The following is a 17,853-nucleotide window of genomic DNA, read 5'->3' as shown; positions in this document are numbered from 1 at the left end:
ATTCACCTGTCGGGATTGACGTCTGGCGGAGTATTAGGGACTGGCGTCCAGCCCTCCGCAACACCAGCCATTCCCAAAAAATGCTCCAGTCGATCAGGCCTTTTCCTTCTCTTCCATCATCCGTTCGAGAATGGGGCGGAAAATGATTTCCATGGCGAGCCCCATCTTGCCACCGGGAACTACGATCGAATTGTAGCGGGACATGAATGAGTCCTTGATCATCGCCAAAAGATTCTGGAAGTCAACGTTGAATTTGCGCGGATTCTTGAAGCGGATGATGACGAGACTCTCGTCCGGCGATGGGATGTCCCGTGCAATGAATGGATTCGAGGTATCAACCAGAGGTACCCGCTGGAAATTGATATCCGTTTGAGAAAATTGAGGCGTGATGACGTTCACATAATCGTACATGCGGCGCAGAATCGTGTCGGTGACGTCCTCCGGCTTATAACCGCGTTCGGCGGTATCGCGGTGGATCTTCTGAATCCATTCAAGATTGACGATGGGGACCACGCCAACCAAAAGATCCGCGTACCGGGGAATATCCACGAACTCGTTCTTCACCGCCCCATGCAGACCTTCGTAAAAGAGCAAATCCGTACCCTCGGAGATATCGCTCCATGGTGTGAAGGTTCCCGGTTTATAGCCCCCCAGACGCAGGCCTTCTTCTTCGTTATGGATGTAGTAGCGCCGCTTGCCTGTGCCGGTTTCACTGTATTGCCGGAACAAATTTTCCAGTTCTTCGAGCAAATTTGCCTCTACGGCGAAGTGACTGAAATGCCGGCCCTCCGCTTGAGCTCTATTGATGTGGCTACGCATTTCGGTGCGGTCGTAGCGGTGAAAGCTGTCTCCTTCCACCACCGCCGGCTCGATGTTCAGCCGAAAGAACAAATGCTCGAACGCCTGTTTAACGGTAGTCGTTCCAGCACCCGACGAACCGGTAACAGCGATGACTGGATGCTTCTTGGACATGAGATGCTTCCTCCACACTTATTAATTATTTTAACCGCACTGGCGCATCCGTGGATTGCGGGACCAGCCAAAATTCACTTCGAACCCCATTCAAGCTGACGTAATCGGCCACCGAAGACGCCACTAATAACACAACACAGGGAAAACCTACCGCGACGAACAGCCTCACCGTCAACAATTCCCCCGAAGCCGCTCATATGGCCATTCGCCTGCGCGCCCCATGGGCATAAGACGCCATACACCCACGCGCTGCCCTACCGTTCGTTGCATGCTCCAAATCAAAATCGGATACCCGGCCGAGGATATTGCATAAGCAGAACCATTAAGTCCATACTCTTAAAATAAATGATTCTTTATAGGTCGTGTGTTGGCGCGAAAACATGAACATTACACTTCGACAACTGAAAGTCTTCGAGAGGGTGGCGCGCCGCTTAAGCTTCACCCGCGCGGCCGAAGAGCTTTATCTGACCCAGCCTGCCGTTTCGATGCAAATAAAGCAATTCGAGGAAGTCGTCGGCCTGCCTTTGTTCGAGAGGCTGGGCAAAAAAATCTACCTGACCCGAGCCGGGGAGGAACTCTATCGGCTGAGCCGCGCCATTTCCCTGCAACTCGAGGAGGCGGAACAGCTGATCGAAGAGCTGAAAGGGACGGAAGGCGGCCGCCTGGCGGTGTCGGTCGCCAGCACGGTCCATTATTTCGCCATTCGCCTCTTGGCTGATTTTTGCCAACGTTATCCAAAGGTCAAAGTCAGTTTCAAAGTCACCAACCGTAAAGGCCTGTTGCAGCAACTGGACGACAACGAGGCCGATATCGTCTTGATGGGGCAACCACCGGAGGACCAGGACTTAACCGCAGAGGCATTCATGGACAACCCTTTGGTGATCATTGCCCCGACCCGTCACCCCTTGGCGGGCCAAAAAAGCATCCCCTTGGCCGAACTGAATCGCGAGACCTTTCTCATGAGGGAGCAAGGCTCCGGGACCCGCAACGCCGTGGAGCGCTTCCTATCGGAAAAAGGCGTGCAAATTTCCGCCAGCATGGAAATGAATACCAACGGCGCCATCAAGCAGGGCGTCGAAGAAGGCTTAGGTCTCGGCATAGTTTCCGTACACACCGTGGAGCGTGAGCTGGAAGACGGTCGCGTGGTTGTTCTGGACGCGGAATCATTTCCCATCATGCGCCAGTGGTACATCGTCCATCGGGCCGGCAAACGTCTGTCGGCGGTAGCACGCGAGTTCGAGCAATTCGTCCGAAGCGAAGCCGGACGGTTCGTCAGAAGCGATATCATCAAGACCGCTCTGGGCGGCGCGCAGAGTTCTGCTTCATCGGGATCGAGTCACCCGGATATTGTCGATCAAGCGAGCTTTCCCCAGCCAGGCGGCCGCCAATATTACGAGATCTGAATCGTCCTGCCCTGCAGGAGCCAGATCTGACTCCCGCCGGATGCTGAAATAATCGGCGCGAAACCCCGCCGCCTGCAGAGCTTCGACCTGCTGCCGTTCGATTTGCTCGAAATCTCTCTCGCCTCGGCCAATCGCCTCGGCCGCCTGGCAAAGACAGCGGTACAAGCGGGCCGCCTGCGCCTTCTGCTCCGCCGTGAGATACGCATTTCTCGAACTCATCGCCAATCCGCTCGGCTCCCTGACAGTCGCGACAGCGTGGATTCGTACGGGAAAATCGAGATCCGCCACCACCCGGCGGATAATCATCAGCTGCTGAAAATCTTTTTCACCGAACAATGCGACATCAGGCTGCACCAGGTTGAAGAACTTGCTGACGACCGTTGCAACGCCTCGGAAATGCCCCGATCTGAATTGACCACAGAGCTCATCGGATAGCCCCGGCACCTCAACGAAGGTCGCGGCATCCGAACCCCTTGGATAAAGTTCTGCCGCAGCAGGCATAAATAGCAGATCGGTTTCCGCACCGCGAAGCTTTTCCGCGTCTTCGGCGGGCGTTCGCGGATAGGCGTCAAAATCCTCCCCCGGAGAGAATTGCGTAGGATTCACGAACACGCTGACGACCACTCTGTCGGCGACCCGCTTCGCTTCACGGACGAGATGCACGTGCCCTGCATGCAGATTTCCCATGGTCGGCACGAAAGCCACGGAAATGCCTTTCGAACGCCAATCCCGCAGGGTTTGGCGCAAAGCGCTTATGGATTCCAGGACAAGCATGGTGATCCTTGAATTGTCCGCCGAAAGCCCCGCCCATAACGCCGGCCCGATGCCGGGAGCCGACCCGGTCTCACATCATCCGCACAATTACGGATAGCGGCCGGAATCTCATCAGCGCCTTGAAGAAATCCCCCGGAAAACTTTGTCCGCTTTCCGGGGGTGATGCCAAGCGTGTTGTCGGACAGAAGCGTAATATGGCCGTTAAAGCCCTGACCGGAATGGCCGCCGGCCAAAACAAGATCGACGCCGAGTTCGCCCAAGACTCCGCCAAATCCGACATCATAAGCGGCAAGAGCAACGATTTGTTCATCGCAGCCTTTGATTGCCGAAAGCTCCGGAACAGTCGGGACCCACGCCTCCTCAGACATCCTCGATCACCTCCAGCCCTCGTTTCGGACAGGTCCGAACCAGCTCGGCCAGCAAACCCATACCGGGAATATCAAGTTCGGGCGAAATCTCCATAAGAGGATACAGCACGAACTCGCGTTCTGCGATTCCGGCATGAGGCACGGTCAACACTTCGCCTTCCAGGATTTCGTACCCATACAGCAATATATCCAGATCCAGCGTACGCGGCCCCCAGCGCTCGCCCTTGCGGACTCGCCCGTGGGCGGTCTCTATGCCTTGAAGCGCGCGCAGCAACTCGAGAGGATTTAAAGTCGTCTCGACCGACATCACGGCGTTGACGTAATCGGGCTGATCTGTGGGTCCCATGGGTGCGCTGCGATAAAGGCTGGAAAAGGCCAGCTCCCGAACACCCGCGATCTCGTTGATGGCAGAACGTGCCGACTTGATGGTCTCCACGGGATTGTCCAAATTGGCACCTAGGCCGATATAGGCCACGACTCTGTCGAATCGTTCGGGACGATTAGACGGACACATTGGCGGGAGGTGCGGTTCGTGACTTGCGCTTACGCGATCGCGACCTGCCGGAGCGACGCCGGCCCGGACGGGTCATGGTTTGCCGTTCGGCTTCATCGGCCTGCTGGAATCGAGTCCACCACTCTGCGAGTGACGGCTCGGCCTCTCCGGCCTCGGCCCGCAGCAACAGGAAATCGTAAGCGGCCCGAAAACGGGGGTGACTCAGCAAGCGAAACGGTCGCGAACCGACGATCCGTTCAAACCGCGGTTGCAAGGTCCAGACTTCCCTCGCCGGCAAACTGACGGTTCGAGGCAAGGCGGTATGACGAACCTGGCCTGCGACCACCTCGCCCGCCGCTTCCTGATAGGCCAGGATATCGCTTTCCCCCGCCTCGATTCGGGCCTGTGCTCCTGTCCGCACCGGCTCCCACAACAAGGCCGCGAACAGAAAATACGGCGCTACCGGTTTGCCGTCCTGTACTCTTTGATCAGTACGCTCCAGGGCCTTGGCCAAGAATGTCAGGGGAAATCCCTGCTGTTCCTTCGCCAGACACCGCTCGGTCTCGGGAAACAGAACCCCGAACAGCCCGTAATGCCGGAGCTGCTCGAAAGTTTGTACCGCATAACCGGACAGGAACAGCTTGAGAACTTCCTCGTAAAGGCGAGCAGGCGGAATTTCCTGGAGCAGGCTCGAAAACCGCTTGATCGGTTCGGCGCAGCTTGGATGAATGGTAAAGCCGAGCTTGACCGAGAAACGCAGCGCCCGCAACATCCGCACCGGATCTTCCCGATACCTCTGATCCGGATCGCCGATCAGTCTCAGCATACCGGCTTTATGGTCCTCCATGCCGCCGACGTAATCCACCACCGAAAAATCGTTGATGTTGTAATACAGGGCGTTGACCGTAAAATCCCGACGGAAAGCGTCTTCTTCGATGGTTCCATATACATTGTCCCTCAGTATGCGCCCATTCTCGATGACACGCCCTTCATGGCTGTCCTCGCCAGCAAGCCCGCGAAAAGTTGCCACTTCGATAATTTCTTCGCCGAAATGCACATGGGCAAGGCGAAAACGCCGGCCGATCAAACGGCAATTGCGGAAAATCGCTCTGATCTGTTCCGGGTGGGCACTGGTTACCACATCGAAATCCTTCGGCTCGCGCCCCAACAGCAGATCGCGTACGCATCCGCCGACCAAATAAGCCTGATACCCCGATTTCTTCAGCCGATAAAGCACCTTAAGCGCGTTATCGCTGATCATCGAGCGCGAAATCATGTGTTCAGATCGCGGATAAATCCTGACGGTCACCGCTGCCTCCGGCTTGGGCTGCGGCAATTTGAACAACCTTTTGACGAAGTTGAAGATTGGCAGAGGAGTATCTTATGAGTTAGACCTAGGAGAATTCGGAATGTTACCCTACGCTGCGGGCACACTCAATGCGCCGAACCCTCGTTCTGCTTCCGTAGGGCCAAAGTGGTGTCCGGATGCTTCCGGCGACACCGTTTTTGAATCATTACGGATTCAATCAAGTAAGATTGATTCTAAGAATAAAGTTCACTCACCGGAAATTTCCAGGAGTTGTGCTTATGCTCGAGAACTGGTTCAGCCAAATAAATACATACATCCTTTCACATCCACAGTGGATAGCGAAACTGGATTTTCTGCTTCGGGTGAAATGCGGGCTGCTGACGGCTCTCATGGGCTATTTCGTGTATCTCATCTTCAAGGAAAGAACGAAGCCCGCCGAAAAGCCACAAAAGCCGCCCTATCGTTTTGTCGCGTAACTTAAGCGGAAAAGCGCTGTCTATCGTAGTGAAAACTCGATATGATGGAAATTTCAACCACCGTTACAGCAAGGGTCACTCATGCAAGTCTCACCCCGCAAAGTGGTTCATATCCACTACACCCTCACCAGCGATGACGGCGACATCCTCGACAGCTCCAGAGATCAAGGTCCTTTGGCTTACATTCACGGAATGGGAAACATCATTCCCGGCCTGGAGAATGCGTTATCCGGTCATACCGTGGGCGACAAACTCAAGGTCAGCATCCCACCGGAAGAAGCGTATGGCTTGCGAGACGACGATCTCATTCAGTCTGTACCGAAAACCGCCTTTCAAGAGGGGCAGGAAATCCTGCCGGGCATGCAGTTCCAAGCGCAGTCTCCGGAAGGCCTTCAGCTGCTCACGGTAATCGGCGTGGACGACGACGAGGTGGTGCTGGACGGAAACCATCCGATGGCAGGGCTTACGTTGAATTTCGAAGTCGAAATCACGGAAGTCCGCGAGGCCACGACCGATGAATTGAATCATGGGCACGTGCACGGCCCCGGCGGACATCATCACGGCTGACTCGAGGGACAGAACCGGGCGGCTATCCTGTGCGGGATAGTCGCCCACAATCGGGCTAACTTGCCGGAACCGCCCATAGATCGTGGTCATCGGCGTCTTCAAAAATCACCTCGGCCCAGTCGCCGACTTTCAGATGGGTCGCACCGTCGATAAAAACCTGGCCATCGATCTCGGGCGCATCGGCTCGGCTTCGAGCGACCGCCCCTTCATCCACGACTTCATCGACCAAAATAGTTTCCCGCTTCCCGATCTTGGACTGTAGTCTATCAGCACTGATTCGAGCCTGAACCCCCATGAACCGTGCCAGGCGTTCCTCTTTTACAGACTCGGGCACCGGATTGGGCAACTCGTTGGCGGCCGCTCCCTTGACGGGCGAATAGGTAAAACAGCCTACTCGGTCGAGTCGCGCTGCTTGCAAAAACTCAAGCAGTTGCTCGAAATCAGCGTCGGTTTCCCCTGGAAATCCCACGATAAACGTGCTGCGAAGCGCGATTTCCGGACAGATGCTCCGCCACAAAGCGATCCGGGCCAAGACATCCTCTGTGGCGACCGGACGCTTCATCGACTTTAGAATCCGAGTACTGGCATGTTGGAACGGTATATCGAGATACGGGAGGATTTTCCCCTCGGCCATGAGTGGAACGACTTCATCCACATGCGGATACGGGTAGACGTAATGCATGCGCACCCAAATTCCGAGTTCTCCCAAGGCCTTGGCCAGGTCATAAAAGCGGGTCTTGAGCGGACGCCCGCCCCAAAATCCGGTTCGGTACTTCAAATCGACGCCGTAAGCACTGGTATCTTGCGATACGACGAGCAATTCCTTCACGCCGGCTGAAACCAGACGCTCCGCCTCGTCCATCACCTCGCCGATTGGGCGGCTGGCCAAATCGCCGCGCAGACTCGGAATGATGCAGAAGGTGCACCTATGATTGCAGCCTTCGGAAATCTTCAGGTAAGCATAATGACGGGGCGTTAACCTGATACCCTCCGGCGGCACCAGATCGACAAAGGGATCGTGAAGCGGCGGCAAATGCTCGTGCACCGCCTCGACGACCTCCTCGTAAGCATGAGCGCCGGTAATCTTCAGCACCTGGGGGTGTCGTTCGCGAATTTCGTTCTCGCGAACGCCCAGGCAACCCGTCACCACGACCTTGCCGTTCTCTTTCAGAGCCTCGCCTACGGCCTCCAGCGATTCCTCCACGGCAGCGTCGATGAATCCGCAGGTATTCACGACGACGAGATCGGCATCCTTATAGGTTGAAACCAGGCTATAACCTTCAGCACGCAGCTTGGTCAAAATGCGTTCACTATCTACCAGCGCCTTGGGGCAGCCCAGGCTGACGAAACCGATGCGGGGTGTTTTCATGAAGGGATCTGTAAAGGAAAAATCGAAGGATAATAGGACCATTTTATCCCAGCGGAGGTTTCCACTCCTAAGGACTCTCCGCAATAAACACCGCCCGCACCGGCGCGGGCAGCCCCTCGACCGTCAGCTCCGGGTTAACCGGATCGAGAAAGTCAGAAAGAGACTGAAATCGCATCCAATCTGTGGAACGCTGCTCCTCGCTTGTGGTCTTGGTCACGTCCACGATCTGGACGTTACGGTAACCGCACCGTCTGAGCCACGACAGCAAAGTGGAACAGGAAGGGATGAACCATACATTACGCATTTGCGCATAGCGACCTTCCGGTACTAAGACCTGCCCTTGCTCACCCTCGATGATCAAGGTTTCGAGCACCAGTTCGCCGCCGGGTCTGAGACAACCCTTGAGCTCCAGTAGGTGGTCGAAAGGCGAACGGCGATGGTAAAACACCCCCATCGAGAAAACGGTATCGAAGGCTCGAAGATTGGGCGGAACATCTTCTATACCCAATGGAAGCACGTAGACCGGGAAATCGCCGGCAAAATGCTTGACCGCCATAAATTGCGCCACACTCAATAGCGTCGGATCGATTCCGATGACTAATTCGGCCCCGCACCCGAGCATCCGCCAGGCGTGATACCCGTTTCCGCAGCCGACATCCAGCACCGTCCGGCCCTCGAGCGATTGAATGTGATCCTTCAGCCTGTGCCATTTGAGATCTGAGCGCCATTCGGTATCGATATGAATGCCATGGATGGTATACGGGCCTTTCCGCCAGGGATGGAGTCGGCGCAGCTGGTCTTCAATAAGATTCCTGTGTACTTCGCCGCATCCCCCGTCGATGAAAATGGCATCGACATTGAGATCGACCTTGGACGCCTCGATTCTAGGAAGTCGGTCAAGCGCGGCCTGCCAGACCGGCCAGTCGCCATGCCGCTCGGAACCGAAAGCCGTTTCCAGCTGACTCGGCAGCCGCCCCAGCCAAGTACGCAATTGCGGCCACCCGGAGGCCAAAAACAAACCTGAATAAACCTTCAGTCTCGATTGACTATTAAGCATTCTCCCCCGATACCCTCCAGACTCTCAGGATATTTCCTACCTTACGGCCAGCCATTTCAGCGAGCGAAACGCGTAACATTTTCGAGGCAATAACATCTCTATGCTACCGTGCTACAATCTCGTCATACGTTTATATAAGAAGACGCCGCCAAGCGCCCGAGCCAAAGAAACATCCCGGAGATTCCCATCCACAATCGACTTTTACGGGAAGATCGCCGAATGAATACACCCGATATCTTACAAGTTAAGGCCTATCTCCAAGACCTCCAAGAAAGCATCTGCCTCGCTCTGGAAAACGAGGAACCGGAGGCGCGATTCATGGAGGATCTTTGGCAACACAACTGCGGCGGCGGCGGAAGAACACGCGTTTTGACCGGCGGAAAAACTTTCGAGCAGGGCGGCGTCAATTTTTCCCACGTTTTCGGCCGAAATCTTCCGCCTTCCGCCACGGCACATCGGCCGGAACTTGCGGGTCGGACCTTTCAAGCCGTAGGCGTATCCTTGGTCATTCATCCCCTAAACCCATACATTCCGACCTCCCATGCCAATGTACGCTTTTTTCTTGCAGAAAAGGAAGACGAAGCGCCGGTGTGGTGGTTCGGCGGCGGCTTCGATCTGACACCCTACTACCCCTTCGAAGAAGACGCAGTTTTTTGGCATACCATAGCCCGGAACGCCTGCCTCCCTTTCGGCGAAGATGTTTATCCCAGATTCAAACGCTGGTGCGACGAATACTTTTTCCTCAAGCACCGCAATGAAACCCGAGGCGTGGGTGGCTTGTTTTTCGACGACCTCAACGCGTGGGGATTCGATCGCTGCTTCGAATTTTTGCGCAGCGTCGGAGACCATTACATCAAAGCTTACATACCAATCGTCCAGAAAAGGAAGGATGCCCCCTATGGCGAACGGGAACGAGAGTTTCAGCTTTACCGGCGAGGACGATACGTCGAATTCAATCTGGTTTACGACCGAGGGACTTTATTCGGGCTGCAGTCGGGTGGCAGAACGGAATCCATACTAATGTCTCTGCCACCCGTGGCGCATTGGCGATACAACTGGAAGCCGCAGGAAGGAAGCGCCGAAGATAATCTATACAAGAACTATCTAAAACCCCGAGAGTGGCTATGACCCTCTCTTGTCGCCATCGGCAACCCCCATGGGTTCTTTCATAGCCGTAGCATTGCGTTCGGCAAGGTGCGAAATCAATTGGTCGAGGGAGCCGGTGCGGGCGACCTCATCGGTGAAGCTGGCACGATAGTTCTGAAGCAGGCTGATACCCTCGATCAATACGTCGTACACCTTCCAGTCATTCTTGGTAAACACCATTCGATAATTGACTGCTACGGGCTGAGCGCCGGCCTGGAGGATTTCGGTGCGAACCATAACCTTTCTGTCCGCGGGCTTCATTTGCAGCGGCAGGTAGCGAATTTTCCAACTGGCGTACTCGGTGAAGGCGGTGGTGTAGGTGCGCACGAGAAGAGTCCGGAATTCCTTCTTGAAGCGCTCTCTTTGGTCGGGGGTAGCCGATTTCCAATACTTTCCCAGAATCAACATCGATACACGATCGAAATCGACATGCGGCTCAATGATTCCGTCAACAAACTGGGTGGCTTTTTTGAAATCGTTCTTGTATTCCGGCTTTTGAAGCGTAGCCTGCAATTCGTCGGCACTCTGCTGGATTACCTGCTGCGGAGGGAGCAATCCTTCCTCCGCCCAAGCTGGTGCCCCGCAAAAGCTCAGCAGCAACGACAGTGCAACGGCCCAACTCGGCAGAGCGAAGGAAGACTTAGTAAATTTCATCTAAAAAACTCCTGCTGACTTTTTAATATTCTTATCATAACCCGGCGGCATACACTAAACTACCGAGTTTCTCTGTGTCCCATGCGAAGACCGACCACCATGTCGATAAATGATAGCATTTCTTACCCCAATGTTCGCTTGCGCCGAATGAGGCGGAATGAATTCAGCCGGCGCTTGATGCGGGAAACACAGCTTTCCGCTAACGATTTGATTTACCCTCTTTTCATTCTGGAAGGCGAAAATCGGCGGGAACCTGTCGCATCCATGCCCGGCGTCGAACGGCTGAGCATCGATCTGCTGTTGCACGAAAGCGAAAATGCTTTGCGGGTGGGCATTCCCGCCATTGCGCTTTTCCCCGTGATTGCGGCTGACAAAAAAACGGATGATGCTCGAGAAGCGTATAATTCCGAAGGCTTGGTGCAGCGTGCCGTACGCGAATTGAAACGGCGATTGCCAGAACTCGGTTTAATCACGGACGTTGCCTTGGACCCCTTCACGATTCATGGTCAGGATGGGCTTGTAGATCGAGACGGCTACGTGGTCAACGATGAGACCGTCGAAGTACTGGTGAAACAGGCCCTGTCTCACGCGGAAGCCGGAGCGGACATCGTGGCGCCTTCGGATATGATGGACGGACGCATCGGCGCAATCCGCGGTGTCTTGGAACAAAACGGCTTCGTGCACACGAGGATCCTCGCCTATTCCGCGAAGTACGCTTCCTCCTTTTATGGCCCGTTTCGGGACGCCGTGGGTTCGGCAGCCAATTTGGGGAGCGGCGACAAATACACTTACCAGATGGATCCGGCCAATTCGGATGAAGCCTTGAGAGAGGTCGAACTCGATTTGGCGGAGGGCGCGGACATGGTCATGGTCAAGCCGGGATTACCTTATCTGGACATCATTCGCAGAGTGAAAGACCGCTTCGGCGTCCCGACCTTGGCCTATCAAGTCAGCGGGGAATATGCCATGCTCAAGGCTGCATCGCAGAACGGCTGGCTGGACGAACGCAAGACCGTGCTGGAATCCCTGCTGGCACTCAAGCGGGCAGGATCCGATGCCATCCTGACCTATTACGCGCCAGCCGTCGCCGGATGGCTTCACGAATAAGCCATCAGACAATACCTCCGAGCTATCCAAGGACCGGTCCCAACCCCATCTCCATCAAAAATTTCCGCCGCCCTGACAACACATGCCGCCCGCAGATCGCTACGCCGTCTTCGGCCATCCTATCGGCCATACCCGATCACCTTGTATCCACGCGCTATTCGCAGAACAGACCGGAGAGCGCCTGAATTACACCGCCCAAGACGTTACACCCGACGCTTTCGAGACTAGCGTGCGCGAGTTTTTTGCCAATGGCGGCAAAGGCCTGAATTGCACCGTGCCCCTCAAGGAACTCGCCTGGAAAATCGCCGATCTCAGAAGCGAGGACGCGGAACGCAGCAAAGCCATCAATACCTTGGCCCTGTGTCAGGATGGAACGATATACGGAGACAACACAGACGGCATCGGCTTGATACGAGACCTGAAAATCAACCTCGGCCGTACCCTGGAAAGCCGGCGGGTCTTGCTATTGGGTGCAGGCGGCGCCAGCCGCGGCATCATCGGTCCCCTACTCGAGCAGGGCCCGTCCCGCGTGATGATCGCCAACCGCACACCCGAAAAGGCCGTTCGGCTTGCAGAAGAATTTTGCGGTCTCGGCCCGATCACCGGTTGCGGTTTATCGGACCTCGGAGCGGAGGCTTTCGACCTCGTTTTGAACGCTACATCCGCCAGTCTGACCGGCGAACTTCCGAAACTGCCCGGCAACATCCTCCGGACGGGAGCCTGCTGCTACGACCTCGCCTATGGCGTCGAGCCCACACCCTTTGTCCGCTGGGGACAAGAGATGGGTGCCGATATCAGCGTCGACGGCATCGGCATGCTGGTCGAGCAAGCGGCCGAGGCGTTTTTCATCTGGCGTGGAATTCGGCCGGACACCGCGCCGGTGATCGATCTTCTGAATCGGGAGCGCCGCGGCTAAGGCCGCGTGTCCAGCAAGCCGGCATCGCGCAGATATTGATTTTTCAGGTTCACATAGCCATCCTTGGAGAAACCCAGATACTCCAATTCCACATCCTTGAGTGGGCGCGCCTGCTTTGCGGGCGATCCGACATAAAGAAAACCGCTTTCCAGGCGCTTGCCGGGCGGCACCAAAGCTCCGGCGCCGATCATGATCCGGTCTTCCACGACGGCGCCGTCCATCACCACCGCGCCGATCCCGATCAGACACAGATCGCCGATCGTGCAACCGTGCAGCACGGCTCTATGGCCCACGGTGACACCCCGCCCGACGATCAGTGGATTTCCGGCCGCGTTATAGCGGCTTCTTTGAGTGACGTGCAGCACGCAGCCATCCTGGATATTGGTTTCGTTGCCAATTTCGATGCGGTGTACGTCTCCCCGCGCAACCACCATGGGCCAAATCGAAACATCGGTTCCCAATGTCACGTCGCCGATCACCAGCGCACTATCCGCAATATAAACACCCGCACCCAATTTCGGCTCAATGCCGTTATAAACTTGGATCGCCACCTTACGAAACTCCAATTGATCAAACGATTTACCAGCCCCGCCGTCATCTATACTTCCTTCCAGCCCCGATTCAACTTCAATAACTAAAGAGGAGCGGTTATGAGCGTAGGCGGTTTCATTGTGGCCGGCACGATCCTGTTCGTGGTCGTGTATACCATTCTGATTTACAACCGGCTGGTCAATTTGAAGCATGATACCGCAAAAGCCTGGTCGAACATCGACGTACTGCTCAAACAACGTCACGACGAATTGCCGAAACTTGTCGAGACATGCAAGCAGTACATGCAGCACGAGCGGGAAACGCTGGACAAGATCATGCAGGCCCGCTCCGGAATATTTGCCGCACGGGAATCTTCGAACCTGCACGCTCTCGGAGCCTCGGAAAGCCAGTTACGCCAGGGATTAACGCAACTCTTTGCGGTAGCGGAAAGTTACCCCGACCTGAAAGCGGATGCATCGTTCCGGGCACTGGAATCGCGGATTACCGGGCTCGAGAACGCCATCGCCGACCGCCGCGAGTTCTACAACGAAAGCGTCAACAACAACAATGTCCGTCTGGAAGAGTTCCCCGATTTGATTATTGCTCGGCTTTTCAGTTTTAAACCCTTCGAGTTGCTGGAATTCTCGGACAGTGAGAAGCGGGACGTGGATTTAAAGGCGTTGTTCAGCTGACTCGAAAGCCGTGTCATTTCATGATCTTATTCTCCGAACCCCGCCGCACCATTTCTGGCTTGCGTTAGGGTGTGCCGCTTTCACCTCGGCCGTCTCCTTCTATCTCGCATTTCGATGGCTGCATCGCGCACGCCTGATCGCCGACACGCCAACAGCCAAGGTCCGCTCCGCCGCTCAGGGTTACCTTGAACTCGAAGGCCGAGCCAGGATGATGGATGGCGAGCCGATACACGCTCCGCTGAGCGGTGTGCCTTGCGTATGGTACAGCTATAAGGTCGAAGAGCGGGAAACGGACTATCAAGCAGGCCGCAGTACGAGCCGTTGGCGAACGATCGAGCGCGGGGTGAGTGAGGCAATCTTCTACCTGGAAGACGATACCGGACGGTGCATCGTCGATCCCGACGGCGCCGAGGTCACACCATCGGTTCGGCTCAAATGGCACGGAAAACTCGCACGACCCGGATATGCGCCGAACCAGACCGGCTTCTGGGACTCTCTATTCTCGTCCGGGCCTTATCGCTATACCGAATGCCGCATTCAGATAAACGACCCGCTCTATGCAATCGGGCAATTCCTGTCGCTAGGCGGCACCACCGTCGCCGATTTCCGTACCGAGGTGGCGGATCTGCTGAGCCTGTGGAAAAGAGATCGTTCCGAGCTTATTCGCCGCTTCGATAAGGACGGCGACGGCGAAATAAACGCCGATGAATGGGAAACGGTTCGACAACAGGCCGAGCGTGAGGTCATGGCGTCCTGGCACGGGAGAACCAAACAAACCGAGGCCAACCTGATGCGAAAGCCGGGTTATGGGCGGCCTTATCTCCTATCGGTCATCCCACAGGCCAAACTGACGAAACGATATCGTCGCAATGCCTGCCTGGCGATGATCGCATTTCTGTTAGCGGGCAGCACGGCAACCTGGGCACTAAATCTGCGCTTTGGCGTAACGCCTTGACAAAGCTTAAATCTAGACCTCCCATGGTGCGATCTTCGGGTCGGCGTCGCAACCGATGGGTTGGTTAGAGGGACGGTGAAACCCTGCCTGCAACGGAAAGCGTCGAAACTGAAACCCGAGAACACCACCGGCCTAGCCGGACCTCTCGCTCCGGCCTGCTTTCTCTTCGAGCCCGGAGAGACCGAACCGTCTCTGCAATTCGGCTAAAACCTGATCGGGACTCAGGCCTTGATGCGCTAGAAGCACCAAACTGTGAAACCACAGGTCGGCCACTTCATAGACGATCTTGTCGGAATTTCCGTCCTTGGCAGCCATCACGGTCTCGGTGGCCTCTTCGCCGATCTTCTTCAAAATAGCGTCGAGTCCTTTTGCATAAAGACTCGCCACATAGGATTTCTGCGGATCCTGGGATTTCCGTTCCTCGAGCACCCTGGCCAGTTCTTTCAATACGTCCATATCAGCGCTTGTACATGGTTTCCGGAGATTTTAGAACGGGCTCCGACGTTTCCCAGGAACCATTCCGCAGCACCCGGAAAAAACAATGATGGCGACCGGTATGACAGGCAATTCCCCCCGCCTGTTCGACCGCGAGCAAAATGACATCTTCGTCGCAATCCAAACGAATTTCCAGAACCTTCTGCCGATTTCCGGATTCCTCACCCTTGCGCCAAAGCCGGTTTCGAGAGCGCGACCAGTACACCGCGTAGCCTTCCTCGGCAGTCAGCCGCAAGCTTTCCCGGCTCATCCAGGCGAACATGAGGACCTGCCGCGAGCCCGATTCCTGAGTTATGACCGGAACGAGCCCGTCGGAAGTCCAGCGAATTTCATCGAGCCAAGTAGGCTCCGTCACAACCGTACCTCGATACCTTGCGCGGCCAGATGGTCCTTGGCCTGGCGAATCGTGTATTCGGCGAAATGGAAAATGCTGGCGGCCAGCACCGCATCGGCTTTACCCCGCAAAATCCCGTCAGCCAGGTGCTGCAACTTGCCGACACCGCCCGAGGCGATCACCGGTACCGTTACGGCTTCGCTGATTGCACGGGTCAGGTGCAAATCGAAGCCCTGCTTGGTACCGTCCCGGTCCATGCTGGTCAAGAGAATTTCGCCGGCTCCGTAGTCCACCATGCGGCGCGCCCATTCGATGGCATCGAGACCGGTCGGCTTGCGTCCGCCGTGGGTAAAAATTTCCCATCGCTTGGGATTCTCGGACACCTGCTTGGCATCGAGTGCCACTACGATGCATTGGGAGCCGAAACGCTCCGCGGCCTCGTGCACGAATTCCGGCCTTGCGACCGCGGCGGTATTGATACTGACTTTGTCCGCACCGGCGTTCAACATGCGGCGGATGTCGTCCAGCGTGCGAATCCCGCCACCCACCGTGAGCGGAATGAACACTTCGCCCGCTACCTGCTCGACCACGTGTACCATCGTGTCCCGATTGTCCGAACTGGCTGTGATATCGAGAAACGCCAGTTCGTCCGCCCCTTCCCGGTCGTAGCGCCTGGCAATTTCGACGGGATCTCCGGCATCCTTGATATCGAGAAAGCGGACGCCCTTGACCACGCGTCCGTTGTCCACATCCAGGCAGGGGATAATGCGCTTGGCCAACATAGGTTAGTATTCTTCCGCCACTTTACGCGCTTCGGCGAAATTGAGGGTGCCCTCGTAAATCGCCCGGCCGGTAATAGCACCGACAACCCCATCGCCGACGACCTTACCCAACGCATGGATGTCCTGAATACTCCGGATGCCTCCTGAAGCGATGACCGGAATTCGTATGGAGCGCGCAAGCCTTGCCGTCGCCTCGACGTTGACGCCTTCCATCATCCCGTCCCGACTGATATCGGTGTAAACAATGGCTTCAACACCGTCATCCTCGAACTTTTGAGCAAGATCGATCACGTCATGATGAGAGAGTTTCGACCAGCCGTCTATGGCCACTTTACCGTCCTTTGCATCCAAACCGACGATGATGTGGTTCGGAAACTCCGCCGCGACCTCGCGTACGAAATGGGGTGCGCTGACCGCCTTGGTACCGACGATGACGTAATCGACACCGGCGTTCAAGTATCCCTGTATCGTTTCTTCGTCCCGAATCCCGCCCCCCACCTGGATTTGCACATCCGGATAAACCTCCCGGATGGCATGGATGACTTCCGCATTGCGCGGAACACCGGCAAAGGCACCGTCCAGATCCACCAAATGTAGACGCTTCGCCCCTTCCGACACCCACTTTCCCGCCATTGCCACCGGGTCGTCGGAAAAAACCGTATCGTCTTCCATGCGGCCTTGCCGCAAACGGACACACTTGCCATCTTTCAGATCGATAGCAGGTATCAAAAGCATAGAAAAATCCTCAACAACGGAAAAAGTGAATGCTCGGCGCCTTATCGCCCCGGGTCCCAGTTTAGAAAATTAGCCAACAACCGCAATCCGGCTTCTTGACTCTTTTCAGGATGAAACTGAACGGCAAACAGGTTTTCTCGTACCAAAGCGGAAGCAAAAGGCTCCGGATAATCCGTCGTCGCCGCCACATTCCGGGACTCGGCCGGTCGGGCGAAATAGCTGTGGACGAAATAAAACCAACTACCGGGCACGATACCGTGCCATAACGGATGCTCAGCTTTCGGGGCGACGCGGTTCCACCCCATATGAGGAATTTTCAAGGGCTGGTCGGCAGCATCGGTCATGCCTTCGGCAAAACGAACGACCCGGCCGGGAATCAACCCGAGACAAGCGGTCCCACAATTTTCCTCGCTTTCATCGACTAAAGCCTGCATGCCGAGGCAAATACCCAAAAACGGTTTCGAAGTCGCGGCTTTCGTGAGGACGGTTACGAGATCCCTTTCGGCCAACGCATTCATGCAATCGCGGATTGCCCCGACCCCGGGAAATACGACGCGGTCGGAATCGAGAATTGTTTTGGGATTGTCGGTAACGATGACCGTGGATTCGGAGTGGGCGTGTTGAAGCGCCTTGGCTATGGAATGCAGATTTCCCATTCCATAATCGATGACAGCAACGGAAGACATGGTTAAAGGCGGTAGAGCGAGAATTCCGTATA

At 55.9% G+C, this 17,853-nt stretch carries 21 protein-coding genes; 8 read left to right on the top strand and 13 right to left on the bottom strand.

From position 1 onward, the window contains the following. Window positions 1-93: 93 nt before the first annotated feature. Window positions 94-972: a phosphoribulokinase gene (locus sS8_RS22395; RefSeq protein WP_119631713.1), complete on the bottom strand. Its 879-nt coding sequence runs from the start codon at window positions 970-972 to the stop codon at window positions 94-96. 380 nt (window positions 973-1,352) lie between these two features. Between sS8_RS22395 and sS8_RS22390 the strand changes: the two genes are divergently transcribed. Next, entirely contained in the window at window positions 1,353-2,375 is a 1,023-nt protein-coding gene (locus tag sS8_RS22390) for a LysR family transcriptional regulator (protein ID WP_119631712.1), read from the top strand. Here the strand turns inward: sS8_RS22390 and panC are convergent. The 3 genes from panC to pcnB all read right to left on the bottom strand — a co-directional run bounded on the left by panC (window position 2,295) and on the right by pcnB (window position 5,382). After that, a complete protein-coding gene (panC, locus tag sS8_RS22385; protein WP_119631711.1) occupies window positions 2,295-3,149 on the bottom strand; it encodes a pantoate--beta-alanine ligase in 855 nt (284 codons plus the stop codon). The genes sS8_RS22390 and panC overlap by 81 nt on opposite strands. 360 nt (window positions 3,150-3,509) lie before the next feature. Further along, entirely contained in the window at window positions 3,510-4,031 is a 522-nt protein-coding gene (gene folK / locus sS8_RS22375) for a 2-amino-4-hydroxy-6-hydroxymethyldihydropteridine diphosphokinase (RefSeq protein WP_119631709.1), read from the bottom strand. Beyond that, entirely contained in the window at window positions 4,018-5,382 is a 1,365-nt protein-coding gene (pcnB, locus tag sS8_RS22370) for a polynucleotide adenylyltransferase PcnB (RefSeq protein ID WP_119631708.1), read from the bottom strand. Before pcnB ends, folK begins: the two co-directional genes overlap by 14 nt. A gap of 215 nt (window positions 5,383-5,597) precedes the next feature. Between pcnB and sS8_RS22365 the strand changes: the two genes are divergently transcribed. Together sS8_RS22365 and sS8_RS22360 are read left to right on the top strand one after the other, a co-directional pair. Further along, window positions 5,598-5,795 carry a hypothetical protein gene (locus sS8_RS22365; protein ID WP_119631707.1) on the top strand — a complete coding sequence of 66 codons (198 nt, stop codon included), beginning with the start codon at window positions 5,598-5,600 and terminating at the stop codon, window positions 5,793-5,795. Between the two features lie 81 nt (window positions 5,796-5,876). Beyond that, window positions 5,877-6,362 carry an FKBP-type peptidyl-prolyl cis-trans isomerase gene (locus sS8_RS22360; protein WP_119631706.1) on the top strand — a complete coding sequence of 162 codons (486 nt, stop codon included), beginning with the start codon at window positions 5,877-5,879 and terminating at the stop codon, window positions 6,360-6,362. A 55-nt stretch (window positions 6,363-6,417) separates the two neighbouring features. Here the strand turns inward: sS8_RS22360 and rimO are convergent, their stop codons facing one another. Together rimO and cmoB are read right to left on the bottom strand one after the other, a co-directional pair. Continuing rightward, the gene (gene rimO / locus sS8_RS22355; protein WP_119631705.1) at window positions 6,418-7,731 is read right to left on the bottom strand and encodes a 30S ribosomal protein S12 methylthiotransferase RimO; all 1,314 of its coding nucleotides are present in this window, start codon (window positions 7,729-7,731) and stop codon (window positions 6,418-6,420) included. Window positions 7,732-7,798: 67 nt separating this feature from the next. Next, window positions 7,799-8,722 (bottom strand): tRNA 5-methoxyuridine(34)/uridine 5-oxyacetic acid(34) synthase CmoB, encoded by a 924-nt coding sequence (gene cmoB / locus sS8_RS22350; RefSeq protein ID WP_331852265.1) that lies wholly within the window; start codon window positions 8,720-8,722, stop codon window positions 7,799-7,801. A gap of 285 nt (window positions 8,723-9,007) precedes the next feature. On the opposite strand from cmoB, the gene hemF reads away from it, so the two are divergent. After that, window positions 9,008-9,916, top strand: coding sequence for an oxygen-dependent coproporphyrinogen oxidase (gene hemF / locus sS8_RS22345; protein ID WP_119631703.1), 909 nt, complete (start codon window positions 9,008-9,010; stop codon window positions 9,914-9,916). On the opposite strand, the gene sS8_RS22340 is transcribed toward hemF, so the two are convergent. After that, a complete protein-coding gene (locus sS8_RS22340; RefSeq protein WP_232020395.1) occupies window positions 9,911-10,534 on the bottom strand; it encodes an MlaC/ttg2D family ABC transporter substrate-binding protein in 624 nt (207 codons plus the stop codon). The genes hemF and sS8_RS22340 overlap by 6 nt on opposite strands. 153 nt (window positions 10,535-10,687) lie before the next feature. Here sS8_RS22340 and hemB point away from each other — a divergent pair, with 153 nt between their 5' ends. Next, window positions 10,688-11,695: a porphobilinogen synthase gene (gene hemB, locus sS8_RS22335; protein ID WP_119631701.1), complete on the top strand. Its 1,008-nt coding sequence runs from the start codon at window positions 10,688-10,690 to the stop codon at window positions 11,693-11,695. A gap of 82 nt (window positions 11,696-11,777) precedes the next feature. Then, the gene (gene aroE / locus sS8_RS22330) at window positions 11,778-12,611 is read left to right on the top strand and encodes a shikimate dehydrogenase (RefSeq protein ID WP_119631700.1); all 834 of its coding nucleotides are present in this window, start codon (window positions 11,778-11,780) and stop codon (window positions 12,609-12,611) included. Here aroE and sS8_RS22325 read toward each other — a convergent pair. Beyond that, window positions 12,608-13,162, bottom strand: coding sequence for a gamma carbonic anhydrase family protein (locus sS8_RS22325; RefSeq protein ID WP_119631699.1), 555 nt, complete (start codon window positions 13,160-13,162; stop codon window positions 12,608-12,610). The genes aroE and sS8_RS22325 overlap by 4 nt on opposite strands. A gap of 99 nt (window positions 13,163-13,261) precedes the next feature. On the opposite strand from sS8_RS22325, the gene sS8_RS22320 reads away from it, so the two are divergent. Together sS8_RS22320 and sS8_RS22315 are read left to right on the top strand one after the other, a co-directional pair. Continuing rightward, window positions 13,262-13,834 carry a LemA family protein gene (locus sS8_RS22320; protein ID WP_119631698.1) on the top strand — a complete coding sequence of 191 codons (573 nt, stop codon included), beginning with the start codon at window positions 13,262-13,264 and terminating at the stop codon, window positions 13,832-13,834. 10 nt (window positions 13,835-13,844) lie between these two features. Next, the gene (locus tag sS8_RS22315) at window positions 13,845-14,789 is read left to right on the top strand and encodes a GIDE domain-containing protein (RefSeq protein WP_119631697.1); all 945 of its coding nucleotides are present in this window, start codon (window positions 13,845-13,847) and stop codon (window positions 14,787-14,789) included. A gap of 132 nt (window positions 14,790-14,921) precedes the next feature. Here sS8_RS22315 and sS8_RS22310 read toward each other — a convergent pair whose 3' ends face one another. Genes sS8_RS22310 through hisH form a run of 5 tightly spaced genes read right to left on the bottom strand, consistent with a single transcriptional unit; the run spans window position 14,922 to window position 17,821 of the window. Next, window positions 14,922-15,245: a phosphoribosyl-ATP diphosphatase gene (locus tag sS8_RS22310; protein WP_119631696.1), complete on the bottom strand. Its 324-nt coding sequence runs from the start codon at window positions 15,243-15,245 to the stop codon at window positions 14,922-14,924. Between the two features lies 1 nt (window position 15,246). Continuing rightward, window positions 15,247-15,639: a phosphoribosyl-AMP cyclohydrolase gene (hisI, locus tag sS8_RS22305; protein ID WP_119631695.1), complete on the bottom strand. Its 393-nt coding sequence runs from the start codon at window positions 15,637-15,639 to the stop codon at window positions 15,247-15,249. Next, the gene (gene hisF / locus sS8_RS22300; RefSeq protein WP_119631694.1) at window positions 15,636-16,400 is read right to left on the bottom strand and encodes an imidazole glycerol phosphate synthase subunit HisF; all 765 of its coding nucleotides are present in this window, start codon (window positions 16,398-16,400) and stop codon (window positions 15,636-15,638) included. Before hisF ends, hisI begins: the two co-directional genes overlap by 4 nt. Before the next feature lie 3 nt (window positions 16,401-16,403). Next, window positions 16,404-17,135, bottom strand: coding sequence for a 1-(5-phosphoribosyl)-5-[(5-phosphoribosylamino)methylideneamino]imidazole-4-carboxamide isomerase (hisA, locus tag sS8_RS22295; RefSeq protein ID WP_119631693.1), 732 nt, complete (start codon window positions 17,133-17,135; stop codon window positions 16,404-16,406). 41 nt (window positions 17,136-17,176) lie between these two features. After that, on the bottom strand, window positions 17,177-17,821 hold the full coding sequence (gene hisH / locus sS8_RS22290; RefSeq protein WP_119631692.1) for an imidazole glycerol phosphate synthase subunit HisH: 645 nt from the start codon (window positions 17,819-17,821) through the stop codon (window positions 17,177-17,179). Between the last annotated feature and the right edge of the window lie 32 nt (window positions 17,822-17,853).

The organism is Methylocaldum marinum, from assembly GCF_003584645.1.
Taxonomy (GTDB): Bacteria; Pseudomonadota; Gammaproteobacteria; order Methylococcales; family Methylococcaceae; genus Methylocaldum; species Methylocaldum marinum.
Note: the sequence above shows the minus strand (reverse complement) of the source record. Positions and strands in the feature narration are given on the sequence as shown.

Bases quoted from the DNA above. Each gene is read 5' to 3' on its own strand.
- sS8_RS22395 (WP_119631713.1), bottom strand. From the start codon at position 972: ATGTCCAAGAAGCATCCAGTCATCGCTGTTACCGGTTCGTCGGGTGCT.
- sS8_RS22390 (WP_119631712.1), top strand. From the start codon at position 1,353: ATGAACATTACACTTCGACAACTGAAAGTCTTCGAGAGGGTGGCGCGC.
- panC (WP_119631711.1), bottom strand. From the start codon at position 3,149: ATGCTTGTCCTGGAATCCATAAGCGCTTTGCGCCAAACCCTGCGGGAT.
- folK (WP_119631709.1), bottom strand. From the start codon at position 4,031: ATGTGTCCGTCTAATCGTCCCGAACGATTCGACAGAGTCGTGGCCTAT.
- sS8_RS22365 (WP_119631707.1), top strand. From the start codon at position 5,598: ATGCTCGAGAACTGGTTCAGCCAAATAAATACATACATCCTTTCACAT.
- sS8_RS22360 (WP_119631706.1), top strand. From the start codon at position 5,877: ATGCAAGTCTCACCCCGCAAAGTGGTTCATATCCACTACACCCTCACC.
- rimO (WP_119631705.1), bottom strand. From the start codon at position 7,731: ATGAAAACACCCCGCATCGGTTTCGTCAGCCTGGGCTGCCCCAAGGCG.
- hemF (WP_119631703.1), top strand. From the start codon at position 9,008: ATGAATACACCCGATATCTTACAAGTTAAGGCCTATCTCCAAGACCTC.
- hemB (WP_119631701.1), top strand. From the start codon at position 10,688: ATGTCGATAAATGATAGCATTTCTTACCCCAATGTTCGCTTGCGCCGA.
- aroE (WP_119631700.1), top strand. From the start codon at position 11,778: ATGCCGCCCGCAGATCGCTACGCCGTCTTCGGCCATCCTATCGGCCAT.
- sS8_RS22320 (WP_119631698.1), top strand. From the start codon at position 13,262: ATGAGCGTAGGCGGTTTCATTGTGGCCGGCACGATCCTGTTCGTGGTC.
- sS8_RS22310 (WP_119631696.1), bottom strand. From the start codon at position 15,245: ATGGACGTATTGAAAGAACTGGCCAGGGTGCTCGAGGAACGGAAATCC.
- hisF (WP_119631694.1), bottom strand. From the start codon at position 16,400: ATGTTGGCCAAGCGCATTATCCCCTGCCTGGATGTGGACAACGGACGC.
- hisA (WP_119631693.1), bottom strand. From the start codon at position 17,135: ATGCTTTTGATACCTGCTATCGATCTGAAAGATGGCAAGTGTGTCCGT.
- hisH (WP_119631692.1), bottom strand. From the start codon at position 17,821: ATGTCTTCCGTTGCTGTCATCGATTATGGAATGGGAAATCTGCATTCC.